General features: G+C 30.9%; 12 protein-coding genes. All 12 read right to left on the reverse strand.

What is annotated here, in order from left to right:
• Nucleotides 1–45: 45 nt before the first annotated feature.
• Entirely contained in the window at nucleotides 46–375 is a 330-nt protein-coding gene (locus H526_RS0109170) for a YtxH domain-containing protein (RefSeq protein WP_027392729.1), read from the reverse strand.
• 442 nt (nucleotides 376–817) lie between these two features.
• On the reverse strand, nucleotides 818–1,486 hold the full coding sequence (locus H526_RS0109175) for a response regulator transcription factor (RefSeq protein ID WP_027392730.1): 669 nt from the start codon (nucleotides 1,484–1,486) through the stop codon (nucleotides 818–820).
• The gene (locus H526_RS0109180) at nucleotides 1,483–2,289 is read right to left on the reverse strand and encodes a sensor histidine kinase (protein ID WP_027392731.1); all 807 of its coding nucleotides are present in this window, start codon (nucleotides 2,287–2,289) and stop codon (nucleotides 1,483–1,485) included. The genes H526_RS0109175 and H526_RS0109180 overlap by 4 nt, the downstream gene beginning before the upstream one ends.
• 611 nt (nucleotides 2,290–2,900) lie before the next feature.
• Nucleotides 2,901–3,323, reverse strand: coding sequence for a hypothetical protein (locus H526_RS0109190; protein WP_027392733.1), 423 nt, complete (start codon nucleotides 3,321–3,323; stop codon nucleotides 2,901–2,903).
• A 30-nt stretch (nucleotides 3,324–3,353) separates the two neighbouring features.
• The gene (locus tag H526_RS0109195; protein ID WP_027392734.1) at nucleotides 3,354–3,815 is read right to left on the reverse strand and encodes a hypothetical protein; all 462 of its coding nucleotides are present in this window, start codon (nucleotides 3,813–3,815) and stop codon (nucleotides 3,354–3,356) included.
• Nucleotides 3,816–4,059: 244 nt separating this feature from the next.
• A complete protein-coding gene (gene flxY, locus H526_RS0109200; protein ID WP_027392735.1) occupies nucleotides 4,060–5,361 on the reverse strand; it encodes a flexirubin biosynthesis putative acyl-CoA ligase FlxY in 1,302 nt (433 codons plus the stop codon).
• Nucleotides 5,362–5,365: 4 nt separating this feature from the next.
• Nucleotides 5,366–7,033, reverse strand: a complete 1,668-nt coding sequence (locus H526_RS0109205; protein ID WP_027392736.1) for an acyl-CoA--6-aminopenicillanic acid acyl-transferase — start codon at nucleotides 7,031–7,033, stop codon at nucleotides 5,366–5,368.
• Nucleotides 7,033–8,574 carry a phytoene desaturase family protein gene (locus H526_RS0109210; RefSeq protein WP_027392737.1) on the reverse strand — a complete coding sequence of 514 codons (1,542 nt, stop codon included), beginning with the start codon at nucleotides 8,572–8,574 and terminating at the stop codon, nucleotides 7,033–7,035. Before H526_RS0109210 ends, H526_RS0109205 begins: the two co-directional genes overlap by 1 nt.
• Before the next feature lie 3 nt (nucleotides 8,575–8,577).
• Nucleotides 8,578–12,255, reverse strand: a complete 3,678-nt coding sequence (locus H526_RS0109215) for an MMPL family transporter (protein WP_027392738.1) — start codon at nucleotides 12,253–12,255, stop codon at nucleotides 8,578–8,580.
• Nucleotides 12,248–13,456, reverse strand: coding sequence for a DUF2062 domain-containing protein (locus H526_RS28750; protein ID WP_035085068.1), 1,209 nt, complete (start codon nucleotides 13,454–13,456; stop codon nucleotides 12,248–12,250). The genes H526_RS0109215 and H526_RS28750 overlap by 8 nt, the downstream gene beginning before the upstream one ends.
• Before the next feature lie 83 nt (nucleotides 13,457–13,539).
• Nucleotides 13,540–14,010 carry a hypothetical protein gene (locus tag H526_RS0109225; protein ID WP_027392739.1) on the reverse strand — a complete coding sequence of 157 codons (471 nt, stop codon included), beginning with the start codon at nucleotides 14,008–14,010 and terminating at the stop codon, nucleotides 13,540–13,542.
• 10 nt (nucleotides 14,011–14,020) lie between these two features.
• Nucleotides 14,021–14,386: an ApeI family dehydratase gene (locus H526_RS0109230; RefSeq protein ID WP_027392740.1), complete on the reverse strand. Its 366-nt coding sequence runs from the start codon at nucleotides 14,384–14,386 to the stop codon at nucleotides 14,021–14,023.
• Nucleotide 14,387 lies beyond the last annotated feature (1 nt).

Here is a 14,387-nt window from a genome sequence, read left to right on the forward strand (position 1 = left end):
CTTTTCTTTCTTTTTATTTAGATATAAACGACATTAAATAAGCCGTTAGTTAGCATTAATCTTTTCATTTCTTTTTCTCAATGTTTCTAATTTCTTTTCGAGCGTTAGAATTACGTCGTCTGCTTTTAAACTCATATCACCTACTAACTCGTCGATTTCTTTTGAAAATTCAGTTTTTTGCGAATTAAATTTTGATGTTATTTCTTCAGAAATTTTATTAGCACGTTCCGTTAAATCATCTTTAGTATCTTTTACTTTTACTTTTATTCTCTTTCTTGTATTTTTACCTGTATCGGGTGCAAATAAAAGTGCGGTCACTGCTCCTAGTGCTACTCCTGTTGCTAATCCGATAATGGTGTTGTTGTTACTTGACATAAATAAGTTTTAAACGTTAAAATTAGTTTTAAACGAATTTGAAAAATTTATACTAAATCATATATCACTATAATAAATAGCTCATATCAAAGTATTTTAAAATGTTGTCTGAAAAAAGTTAATCTGTAATAGAACTTACTAAGAAAGTGACTAACGTATTCTGTTAGTAACTGGAATATATTGCTACACGCAAAATATTCAATAACTTTTTAAGATTTCAAATTCTAAAGAATAAAAGTTCACTACTTTCTATCCTTGTATGCTGATTAATTAATCAACACTTTTAATATATGCCCTGTAGCGATTTTGTCAAGTGCTTTAACGGGTTTTAACCTTTAACAGGTCTTATTAACAAAAAAATATGTTAAAATAAAATTTAAATGTTATTTAATTTGGCAATATTTTCGATTGTTTTTATAAAATTGATATCAAAAAAACATTTTTAGATTTGTTGATTTCTCACAAATATTTGATTCTCTATTGCATGAATTACCAAACCAGCAATATTCTTAGATCCTGTTTTTACTAATAAATTATTACGATGTCCTTCTACCGTTCGTGGGCTAATAAACAACTGTTCTGCAATTTCTGTAGTTGTTTTCTGCTCACATATCAACTTTAGAACTTCCCTTTCTCTGCTGGTCAAATACTCACTATCTCTGGTTTTCTTTTTTGATTTTAAAGAAGCTTCTTCTAAAATGCTCATTACATTATCATCATAATAGAATCCTTTAATAGCCACTTGATTTATAGTATTTATAACTTCTGTAGGTGTTGCATTTTTGGCAAGGTAAGCAACAGCTCCCTGTTGTATCATGTTAATGATAAATGGCTTGCTATAATAACTTGTTAGCGCGATGATCTTAATTTCCGGGAATTTCTTTTTAACAATTTTAGTTGTTTCTACTCCATTAAGATCGGGCATTTTTAAATCCATCAAAATGACCTCTGGTAATTCTTTGGAAAGATTTAATTGTTTTACTAAATCATTACCATTTTCTGCTTGTATGCAAATTTCTATATTATTCTCTTTATCCAGAATAAAAGTAATCCCTTGTCTAAATAATGTTTCGTCATCAGCAATAGCCAATTTTATAATGTCTTTCTTCATTTCTTAGGTTTTTTAGTGCTAATAGTAAACATTGCTCCATTACCGATTTCACTCTGGTAAGAAAGTATCCCATTGAGTATTTCTACTCTACTTTCTATATTCTTAAGTCCAATTCCCTTGTTTATATTTATGGATTGTATATCAAATCCTTTCCCATCATCAGAGTATTCTATAATTAGTTCTTTATCGTCTTCATTAATATTTAAAACTACATTAGCCGCCTCACCGTGTCGAACTGAATTATTTAATAACTCCTGAATAATCCTGAAAATATGCAATTCATTGTTTTTAGAAAAAAAATCATGGTATACAACAGTGTAATTTACTTTTAATTTTTTGCTGCTGATAAATTCATCACAAAGTTCTTCTATAGCAGCTTGCAATCCAAAATTTTCTAAGATTGGAGGTAATAAATTATGCGCCAATCTTCTTGAACTTTCTAAAGTTTTTGTAGTAACTGATAATATATGTTGTAATGTTTGCTCCTGTTCTTCTTTATTTAATTTACCATCTATTAAGACATTGGTACTAAGGCTAACCACATTTAGTTTGGCACTAATAGCGTCATGCAAGTCCTGTGCAATGCGCTTACGTTCTTCTTCTTGGGTTTCTATAGTACCGTGGATTAAATCTCTTTGATAAGAGATTGCCATATTGGCTTTTTCTAGCTCTGCAGCAACGATTTTTTTACGAGAAAAGAAAAAGAAAAGCACTAATGACACCGCCATTAATAATAATACCATAATCGCTATCAAAATAACCACTATAATCTGTGAATCTTCTTGTAGTAATTCTTTCTCCATTCAATAAAGATTAGGATTTGAAATAAAAAGTATAATATACGATTTGTATTAATCAATAAATAGTTCATTGACTCAGAAATATCCAAATTAAAAATCAAATTACCCGATGCAAATATTAAAGTACTGGAAATCAAATACAAAAACAATCCTACATTTATAATTAAAAATAGGTTTTGTCCCTGTAAACATCTATATAAATAGATTATGGAATATATAATTAACACACCCTGAGTTATGGAAATACCAATCGCATTATACCTAAAAAAAAGACTCGGATCCTCTATATATTGATAAGTTAAAAAACCAAGAAACGGTATTATTAAATAAGTTATCCACTTATTTTTTAAAAGTTCTTTATAAAAAATAGAAAGAAAAATAAATTGTACAACTAAATAAAAATGTGATAGAAATAAATTGGGTTTATGCAAAAATTTACCAACATAAAGTGTTATTAGTTGAATAACACAAGTTAAAAACAAATAAATAGTAAATATTTTAAAGGCTTTATTGTTTTCAATAAAGCCTTTAAAATAAAAATATGCGTTCAATATCAATAGAAATATTGTCGCTACGCTAAAATATAAAAAATAATTAGTATTCAATTTATAACATTAATTCAAAGGACTATTAGAATCGCATTCAGGAGGACAAGGATTTGTGAAATCATACACTCCACTCGTCGAGGGATCTGATGCCGATGATTTTAACGTAGTCGGAGTAATACCATCAATAGTACCATCAATAATATCTCTGTTAACTCCATCTACATTTTCTGTTCCTACAAAAATTATTTTTTCTGTATTACTATCATCAATCGCTAAATATCCTCTTATTTTAGAATTCAGATTATTAGCATTCGCTTGAGCTTGAGTAGCCGTAGCATCATCTAATACACCAATTTCATTTAATACTTCTACAAAATCTACAGCAGGTATCAAAAAAGCATTTACAGTATTAGGATGTTGAGATCTCCAATTTGCTGTCCATTGCGCACCAGTATCTTTAGGGATTGTGTTTTCGTTATTTGAATTCATTTTTTATTTAATTTAAATTAGTAATAACAATTAGTTAAGTGGGCTATTAACATCACATTCTGGAGGGCAAGGATTCGTGAAATCATATATTCCACTGCTAATAATAGGATCTCCAAAAAAGTTTAATTTCACTTTATCCCCATCAATTTCTTCATTAATGATATCTTGATATACTCTTGTTTTTCGATTGTACTTAGTTCCCACTACTAATAACTTTTCTTCAGGAGTTTCATCTGGACTATCATTACCAATTGCCATATATGCTCTTACTTTCTTACCGTTAAGACAAGCCTTTTGCTGCGCTTTTTTTGCTACTTTATCACTTAGCAATCCCATTTCGTTTAGAACCTCTATCAAATCGACTGCAGGCATTAAAAAAGCATTACACGGGTTTACTTGTGGATTTTTAGGATCTTGGTATTTTTCTCTCCAAGCGGTTGTCCATTCTTTTGCAGTTTCAAGTGTTACTGTGTTTTGTAAATCAGGATTCATTTTTGTTTTCCTTTTAAATTAGTAATATGATTAAAATAAGCTTACAAAATATGGAGTATGGGTATGTAAATAAACATCTAACAAAAATCTTTTAGCAGATAATTCTAATAAAATAGATTTAAATTAAATGTCCCTAAATTTATAATAAATACAACTTAAATCGTGTAGTAAATATGAAAAAATTATTTACTTCATATAACAAAACCCTTCTTTTAACTGAAAATCAAATAAATAACAATAACTTTCAGGAACTATGGGTAGTTTCTCTAGAATCTATAAAAGAAATTGGTTTACGACTCATCTCTGGGAATTTTTTAGCTTTTAATGCTTCTTTAGAGTTCAATACCAGATCTGGTACTACTCTAAGGTTTGCTCGTAAATGTTCTTTTAACTCTTTTTGTCGTAAAGCACTTAGAGAATCTGAAATATGAATCAATAATTTATCGGTTCCTAAGTCGCCAATAACTACTTCAATTATATACATTCCCAATCCTTCAAAACTTGTGAGTACCTCGATCACACTTTGCGGATATAAAGTAGTCCCTTTATACTTAATCATATGCTTCTTTCTACCCAAAACTGGACTTAAACGCATGGTTGTTCTACCACATTTACAAGGCTCATGATGTGCTTGTACCATATCACCAGTAGTATATCGTAATAAAGGCATCGCTTCAATACCTAAGGTAGTAATCGCTAACTCTCCTACTTCACCTTCTTCTACTGCATTACCATCTTCATCTAAAATCTCTGCGATAATCAATTCTGGGCGATGATGTCCTCCTCTATGTTCTGCACATTCTGTAAATGCAGTACTCATTTCTGTAGATGCATAAGTAGAATATAGATCTATATCCCACTTCTCCTTAATCTTACTGCCTAAAGTATTTAAATTAAAATCCTGATCTCTTAAAGGTTCTCCGATACAAATCGCAGCTTTAACCGAAGAATTTTGATAATCAATCCCGTGGGCTTCCGCATAGGAAATTAACTTTAGTAAAAAAGAAGGTACTACCACTAAATAGGTAGACTGAAAACGCTCTATAGAATCCCATTGTAATTCTGGAATTCCTGATCCCACACGAACCATTGCTGCTCCTAACTTTCTGGTTCCCAAAAAGTATGCAAGACCCGCCATAAATCTTCTGTCCAAAGTAGTAGTCAACTGCACCACATCTGTTTTGGTTACTCCTGCTGTTTCGAAAGAAGTTGCTTCATTATACGCTAATCTTTGTAGATCTTTCTCCGTTAGTGCAAACGTAACCGGCTTCCCTAAGGTTCCAGAAGTAGTCACATAATCTACAATTTCTGATTTAGGAACACATAAAAAATCATCGTTATATGCCTGTAAATCGTCCTTGGTAGTAATAGGAAGTTTTTTAAGATCATCAACGGTTTGGATATCTTCTTTAGAAATACCCAGATTAGCAAACAATCTTTTATAATACGGAGAATATTGAATAACAAAATCGATTAACTCTAGAAGTTTTTCATTCTGAAGATTCGATATTTCCGCTGGTGTAGATTGTTCTATATGTTGAGTCATTAACTTATATTTTTCGTTCACACTTCCTAATGTATTTCTCTATATTCTTTACATCAGGAACTGTAGTTACCTCTCTTTTCTGTGCTTGTTTAAAAGCTATCAAAGCTTTCTTATATTCTTTTTGCACATAATAATATTCTCCTAGTATATAATACGTCGCCCAATAATTAGAGTTTAAACTTTGAAATTTTAAAAGTTCGTCCTCTGAAATCTTTTCTTCATTATTAATAGCGCTTTCAATTTTTCTACTTAATATTCTAAAAGCTTCATAATTGGCATATGTTTTAGTATAAATAAACTGATCTTCGGGAACATTTAAAGATTCTGTAGCAATCACTATTTCTTCTTTTTGTTGTTTCATTCTTCCAAAAACATCATCAAGATCATAGGCTACAAATTCTCCCATCTGATATGGATTAGTAGAAACCCATACTTTACGTTCTTCAGGTTGAAAAACAATACCGTGGTGTGCTAGCATCTGGTTCAATGCTTTTTCATTACCGTATCCTATCAATTTGTCATCGAGACCATCTCTATTTCTCAATATTGCTACTGCTTTTTCTGGAGTTAACTTATCATTTTCGAATAGTAACTCTGTCATTCGCTGATATCTATAAAAAGAATGGCTCTCTTCTATAGCTTTTTGATTGCGTTTATCTTGTGTATAAGAATCACTCTGAAAATGATTAGAACAAATCAATTGGTTTGTATTTGGTACCTTATACACTCCAAAATTATCAGGAGAAACTTCTATCAGTGCGGCCCTTTTATCCTTAGCACTACCAATCATAATAGATTCTGAAACAAACACTTCTCTTTTCTTTGCTATTTCGATAGCTTCATCGATAGTAGACGCATATTGTAAAATCTCTCTTGTTAGAATCGATATTGGGGTCTTTGCTATCAATGGAATTTTAGATTTACCTGCATTAATAGTAACCGTTAGTCCTTCTTCATTCATTCCTGATAGTGCTCCCATCATTCCGGCCCATCCATAAGTCATAAATTTATAACCCTCAGAAGGGTTCATAAAAGTCACTAATTTTTCTTTAGAAAAGTCATCTCCCGCATAGAAATCAAAATTACGTCCTATTAACAATTTTCCATCAACTGTTTTGTCATCCCAAGCGGCAAAAGACGTACAACCGACTAACATCAAATCTTGTAATGCGTGCCCAATATCATGTGCTCCGTGCGCATATAACATTCTTACATAAGGTTCCGCAAAATCATTATAATCATTCGATGCATATCTGGAAACTCCATAAATTTCTGTTTTGTACTCTTCTGGAACATTTAAATGTAACTTTCGATTATACCAAGCTACAATTTTACTCAAGAATTTAAGGTAACTTTCTGAAGGAATCAATTCCGTTATTTTTCCAATAAAAGCATCTTCTTGAATTTTAATCAATTCTCGACTCAAACTTCCAGCTGCCACTCCTCGTTCGAGTGGCTTACCTTCTAAATACATTTCCCATAATCCTTGTTTATTCTTTCTAAGCAGATTATTGTTTAATGTAAAAAAAGTTTCACTGTGTTTTATCCGAGTAGTATCTACATTTTCTATTCCAGAAATATCTGGTTTTGCAGCCAATGATTTCTTAACACCACAGGAAGAAAACAAGATGACAATAGATATAAAGAAAATATGATAACAAATATTTTTCATTATGACTCGGATAGTTCTTTTTCTGCCAAAGTATCTTTTATTCTTTGTAATAAATGTTCTTTACCCACTAATTCTCCACAAGTAACTACTGCGCTTATCGTTACTCCTAGTACTCCGTGCATATTTAATCCTTGACCAGTAAATAACAAATTAGGAATCCTAGTTCTTGGTGATAAAAATGATTTCATTGGATTATCTGCATCCTTTACAAAACCATACATAGAACCCTCATAACAGCCTATATAATCTCTATAAGAAAGTGGTGTAGAAGTATGAACAGATTTAATACAAGATCTAATATTTGGATATTTTTTTTCTATTTCTTTTAAATAAGCTTCAATTTTACGTTGCTTAAATGCTTCATAATCTTCTCCTCTATCATTCTTTTCTGCAACTGTATTAAAGGTATGACTCCAAGGTTCCATTTCATCGAATCGCATATAAGCAATTGAAGTCAAATTTTCTGCATAACCTGGGTTTTTGAGATCTTCATTGGTCGTAAACATATATGCTTCTGGCCAATTCTCTTCGGCATAATCCTGAGTGGTCCATACTTGATCAAATGTTTTAGTATGGTAGTAGTTTTTATTGATATAAGGAAATGTTCCTTTTTCGAAAACTATATATAAACTGAAAGAAGAAATTATACTTTCTGTATTCTGAATTCTCTTATAATATAATTTTCTAAATCTTTCTTTACCAACAATCTGTAATGTAAGTTTTGGATCTACATTAGAGACAAAATTATCTGCATAAAAAGTATCTCCTTTGGTAGTGGATACAGAAACTAATTGATCTTCTTCGAAATTAAATTTATTTACTTCTTGGTATTTGTAAATTTTACCTCCAAGTGCTCTAAATCTTTTTACTAATAACTTAGCAATCTGACTTCCTCCCTGAATACATCTCCAAGCACTTTCCATATATGAATTAACGGATAATGCATGAACATAAAATGGTGTTTTTTCTGGGTTTCCTGCATATAGCAAATTAGAACCAGCGAGTACAGCTCTTAATTTAGGATCTTTAATAATACTATTTATATAATCCTTGGCCTTTAGTGTTAATAGGTCCTCTCCATAATATCGATCTCCTTCATTTAAATTATACAATGGAAATCTATAACAAGTATCTTTTACCTTATCTACATACTCTTGAATCCCTTTTTCTTCTTCTGGAAAAAACTTTACTAGCTGTTTTACAAAATTATCATATCCCTGTGCATGTGGGTATTCAAATTCGTCATCATCAAAAGTAATGACGTCATACGCATCGATATCCATTCTTTTAAGTTTTAGATCATCCATAATATCTAAATACTTAAAATACTGATATAGATTCTGGCCTTTATCTAAACCGCCTATATAATGAATTCCTGTATCGAAAATACTTTTATCTCTAACAAAAGTCTGTAAGTTTCCTCCGAATTGATTGTTCTTTTCTAATACACATACTTTCTTACCTTCTTTAGCAAGAATGTTTGCAGAAACCAATCCACCTAATCCACTCCCAATGATAATGACATCAAATTTTTCTTGCATGTGCTATATTCTATTCAAAACTGTTAATCCAAACTCTTGAACAACTACCTTAAATGTAGTTTTCAATGATTCGAAAAACAAATTATCTTCAGAGGTAACAATAATTCTTGTAATATCCTCTGACACTAAATTCTTTAAATGTTGTGGTTGTAATGGTGTAGTTGTATGTAACAAAAGTACATCAAATTTTGTCGATGTCAAATCTTCATCAGCCACAAATTCTATTTTATTCCTAACCGTTGTATAACAGTTTTTTGCCACACTCAATTTCTGAGGTTTAGTTAAAATTCCTTCTAATTTAGCATACGGCCTTTTAAAAGCTAGGTGTAAAAGAAATTGACCATAATCATCACTATAACAAATCACACGATCTTTTTGCTCTATAAAACTCGCTGTTTTATAATATTGTTCCTTATTTGCTAAGTAATCAATTTTTACTTCTCCAAAACAACTCTTGTATCTATAGTTATTTAATAATGCTTTTTTATAATAGTCGATTCCTTCCAGATCATTTTGTAAAGTGGCATATTGCTCTTTAAAATACGAACTTATTTTTTTAGTTCTGTCTGTATACCCATCTCCAAACTCTTTATTATCTAATTGAATTCTTGGTAATATTTTTAATTGAATAGCTCCATCGTGAATAATAAAATCACCCTTAGGAGAAACCTGTGAATTGCCATGAATAACAACTGGTAGTATATCTAAATTTAGCTCTTGAGCTAGATAGAAGGATCCTTTATGAAATCTACTCATTTTAGCGGTTTCTGTTCTGCTTCCTTCGGGAAATGCAATTAAAGAATATCCTTGTTTGACTTTTTCTCTTAAGTGTTCAACCCCTCCTTCTATACCAGAAGAAACTGGGTAAAATCCAGCTAATTTTGCAGCCCTACCAAAAACTGGATTATCATAAACCCAATCTTTCACTAAATAGATCAACTTAGGGTATAACATCCCAATAGAAATGATATCTAAGAAAGATGAATGGTTTGCTATAATAATACATTGCTTACTAAAATCTTCGTTTTCCGGGTTATATATACGTTTTTTTACAAAAGGATTAGAATATAATACAGATCCCATTAACTTAGAAACCACTTTATGAAAAACAGCCATTTTCTTTTTCTTGCTCACCGGAAACCACGGAATAATAAGGCTACTCACTACAGAAACTATAAATCCGCCAATAATAAAATACCCAAAACTAAATATTGACCATAATGTTTGACGAATTCTAAGCGGAGTTAATCCTTTTCTTGCTCGATTAGTAATAAACGCTCTAAATAACATTGGCTGGATAGTAAATGAAACCAACACTGCCGATAGAATACCAATTAAGGATACCGTAGATATAGAACGTAAAGCAGGATGTTTTGCAAAGATCAAAACCCCAACTCCTAAAATAGTAGTAATTACGGATAACAAAATAGAGGTTTTATAGGTCGAAAGTTCCTTAACCCCATACGTATATTCCTTTATAAGTCCGTTCGTTATAAAAATGCTGTAATCTACACCCAATCCAAAAATAAATGTAGAAATGATTACATTAAAAATATTAAAATCAATTCCTAGCATTTTCATTACTCCCAATGTGATTACCCATGTAATAGCAATAGGTAATGCAGTAACCAAAGTAAGCATTGGGTCTTTATAAAACAACAACAGTAATAGGACTACAGCTATTAAGGAATACCCAATCAATGAATTAAAATCATTCTTTAGATTCCCTAACAAATTCTCATTCAACTGTTTCCTATCAATAACTACGGTGTTGGGAATCTTATTAAGTGAGGCATTAATCTCATCAGCTTTTTGATGATCAACTTTAATTGCCGAAACAACAGTAGAAAAATCCTTTTCACTAGTTACAAATTCATCGAGGTACAGTTCTTTAATATTTTGATATTCGTTAAAACCAATTGGGTTAATTTCTTTATTTAATGCTGTATAAAATTGAGTGAATGTCTCTGGTTTAAAACCAAGAACCTTCCCTTTTTCTATTAATAAATTGGTTAAAGAATCTTTACGTTTTTTTGTCCAAAATTCATTCCAAAGAGCTATTTTCTCTATTTGAGCTTCCTTAGATAACACAATTCCTCCAACGGAGCTAAAGTTTATTAATTCATTATTTGATTTCTTTTGATCAAGAGTTTCAAATAATTTATTATTTGCGTTTAAAGCTTCATTTAATGAAGAACCATAAGAAACTAGATAAATTGATTTTGCTTTGTTATTGTTTATTCTATCCAGGTCTTCCTCTGCAGCCACCAACTCTTCCGGTTGATAATTCATGGTGCTCAAATCTGTATTAAAACCAACTTTATGAAAAAGAAATAATCCGACAATAAACACAATACTTATAATGGAAATTAAAACTTTATTTTTATGAAAATCTATTTGAGATATTTTATCTATAAAAGTTTTTCTATTTGTCTTTTTACTTTCTGAAAAACGATATACCTGTGGTATAAAAATTAATGCAAAAACAGATGCCCCAACTACACTTATTGCTGCAAAAATCCCAAGATCATTTAACGCTTCGGATTTTACAAAAATTAAACATAAAAATGCAACTGCTGTAGTAAGACTGCTCATTATTACGGGCATAGAAACATCTTTATACAATTCTTTCACATTATTATTATTCCTAAAATGTGTAAGAATATGCAAGGAATAATCCAGTGTAATTCCCAACAAAACAGAACCTATACCTAAGGATATGGCGGAAATTTTTCCTTTGATCAAGTATAATAAAGCAATAGCTACAGTAGCACCAAATATAGTAGGTGCAAAAATAATAAGTGGTACTGCTAACTTACGATAAAAGAAAATTAGTATCAACAACAATATCGTCATAGCAATACTAACTGTGAGTTGTATGTCGCCTTTTATCTGTTTAGCATTAGCTACTGCATACAACGTAGCTCCAAATAAAGTAGCATTGGTTGTTTCGGAATGCTTCTCATTAAGGTTGTTAGTGATTTTTTTTAACTTCTCTACAAAAATAGTATTCTCTCCTGTCTCATTTGTTGCTAAAGCAGGAGTAAGAAATAACAACAAATTTTTCCTGTCTTTAGTAATTAAAAAACCATTGTATAGATCATAATTATCTCCTAACTGAAGTTGTGCAAGCTTTTGGAGTCCTATAGGTGTTAACGATAAAGGATCTTTCACAATATACTTCCTAGTAACAACACCTGCTGGAGAAATCACAGATTTATAATTACTCTCTATAACCCTAGCAATAGAATCTGGGTTAACCTTTTTATCTAAATTGTCATAATCATCTTTAGTAAGAAAAAAGGGAAGGTGATCGTATACAAAATCGTATAATTCCATCACATTATCATCCCCTACTTTGCCTTGTATTTTTTTTACATATTTAGAAAGATGCGTGTTTATAGAATCAATAAAGGTAGTAGCGTATTCTGTAAGATCATCAGGATTATCCCCTTTGTTAGCAATATTGACTACAATTTTATCGGAGAACGAGACCGTTTTTAAAACTTTTTGTGTAACCTCTGATTTATCACTGTTAGGAATTAATCTAGTAATATCTTCCTCAAAACCTATACGGCTTGCCAGAAAGGCAAATATTGTAATACAGCCTATAATTATTGGCCAAGCAACTAATCTATTCTGTTTTATATATTGATATAATGAGAGAAATAATTTATGCATCTATTGCATTGCTTTTAGATTTCCGAGAGCTAAAATACAAATACGCAATGACTCCTGAAATTGATGAAACTAATGTTGCCAAAATAAAACTTCCTAAGACATATTGACCTAAACTTTTAAAAACATCGGTTCCTGATTTTATATCTTCAATATTTAAAGTTGCATCCATTTCTTTACCCATTGCAACTGCCCCTATCTGATAACTACCATAGATAATAAAAGGAATCAATGGAGGAATACTAATATTAGAAAACAAAAAGGCAATAGTTCTATTTAATTTAAGAGCGATAGCAAGCGATATGACTAAAATCGTTTGAAAACCCCATAAAGGTGCTATCCCAATAAAAAGACCCAAAGCTATTGCACTTGCTTTTTTTATTGGCGGATCATTACTCCTTAATACATTTTCTCTCCAATATTGTTTAAATCCTTTTTTTTTTACTCTATTAATAAGTCGTTTTGGTAAATAAAAAAATAAGGTCAAAGTAACCAACCATGTATTAAGAACACTAATACGTGTAAAATCTTTAAATGGTCTAAAGTGAGATACTCTTTCGGTTTCATCGTATAACACCTGCACTGGTATATTACGAACTTCTACATTTCTCCAAGCCAACTTAACGATTACTTCTATCTCTAATTCGAATTTTGTAGTGAAAAGTTTAAGCTTAGCAATCTCTTTAATTGGATACAATCGATATCCAGACTGTGTATCTTTCAGTTTAATACCCGTCTCTATATAATACCAAAAATTAGAAAATTTATTCCCAAAACTGCTTTTCCCTGGCACTGAAGGATCATCCATATTTCTTGATCCTATTAACAGCAAAGAACTGTTTTTATCCTGTTTCTCTAATTGATCTAAAAACAGTGGTAAATCGCTAGGAAAATGTTGTCCATCACTATCTATAGTAATCATATAATCATACCCCGATTTACTCGCTTGCTTAAACCCTTCTCTAAGCGCCATCCCCTTTCCTTTATTTTCTGGAAAAGTTATAATAGTAAATTGATTCTGGTAATTTTCTAAAATACGAGAAGTATTATCTGTAGCACCATCATTAATTATAATGATACGATCCGTGTATTTCATTACTCCTTGGATAACTCTATCCAAAGTATTCTGATTGTTATATGTGGGTATGAAAACACAACAATTTAGTGTCTCGAAACGAGTATCATATAAAGTAGTTTCAGTCACAGTGCTATTTTTTCAGTTGCAAAAATAGTATAATTATATTTTGAATTATTACTGTACTGAAAATAATAAAAGAACTATAATGATTATTTGTTAAAAGCTTTAGAAGTAGACATAAAGCCCTTGATGAATTTTTTTAATTTAGGAGATGATATTTTTTCCACATTATTAGTCAAAAAATCCTTGTCTTCATCTATATCTTTATAATATCTAGTGATCTTGGGAGCACTGGTTTGCACGCTCAATCTTATCATTCTGAGCTCAATATTATTGGGTTCGGCCTCAATAGCAGTTTCGATTAACTTTTTACCTTTTCTAAAAAAGGAAATTTTATCCAGTTTTCTGTCTGCATAAGATGCTTTTAAAGTTAAAGCACATCCGTGATACGCGGATAAAACAGGTTTATTTTCGAAATTTATTTTCTGTGTAGTTTCAAAAAACTTATCTGTATTCTCTTTTGTATCTTTAGCATGTCTATATAAATTTCTTACTTCTGTAATATCCACCGTACTGGTATTTACAAAAAACAGACTCATAAACAATACTAAAAATTTCATACTCTATATATTATAATTTAACAAAAGTCAACACCACTTTTAGCGCTGTGGTATCATCATATTTTACGGTACTCTTTACCTTAATCTCTTCTTCAGAATCCTTAAAATCATTCACTATTACTAAATCAGGAGTTTTTTCTGGATTAATCACTGCCATAAACTTCACATTAGAAGTCTTTTTCATAAACAAGCGACAATCCAGTCTATTTTCTGTTAACTCCTTAATGATTTGCAAAGTACAAACTCCTGGCGTAATTGGATTGCCCGGAAAATGACCTTTAAAGATCTTATTTTTTGGATTTAAAGTAATGGTCGTAGTTTGTATACCATCCCTTACAGAATCTTCGTTAATTTTATATAAATCAGCTATTAGCATG

Origin of the sequence: Aquimarina latercula DSM 2041, assembly GCF_000430645.1 — a bacterium.
Taxonomy (GTDB): Bacteria; Bacteroidota; Bacteroidia; order Flavobacteriales; family Flavobacteriaceae; genus Aquimarina; species Aquimarina latercula.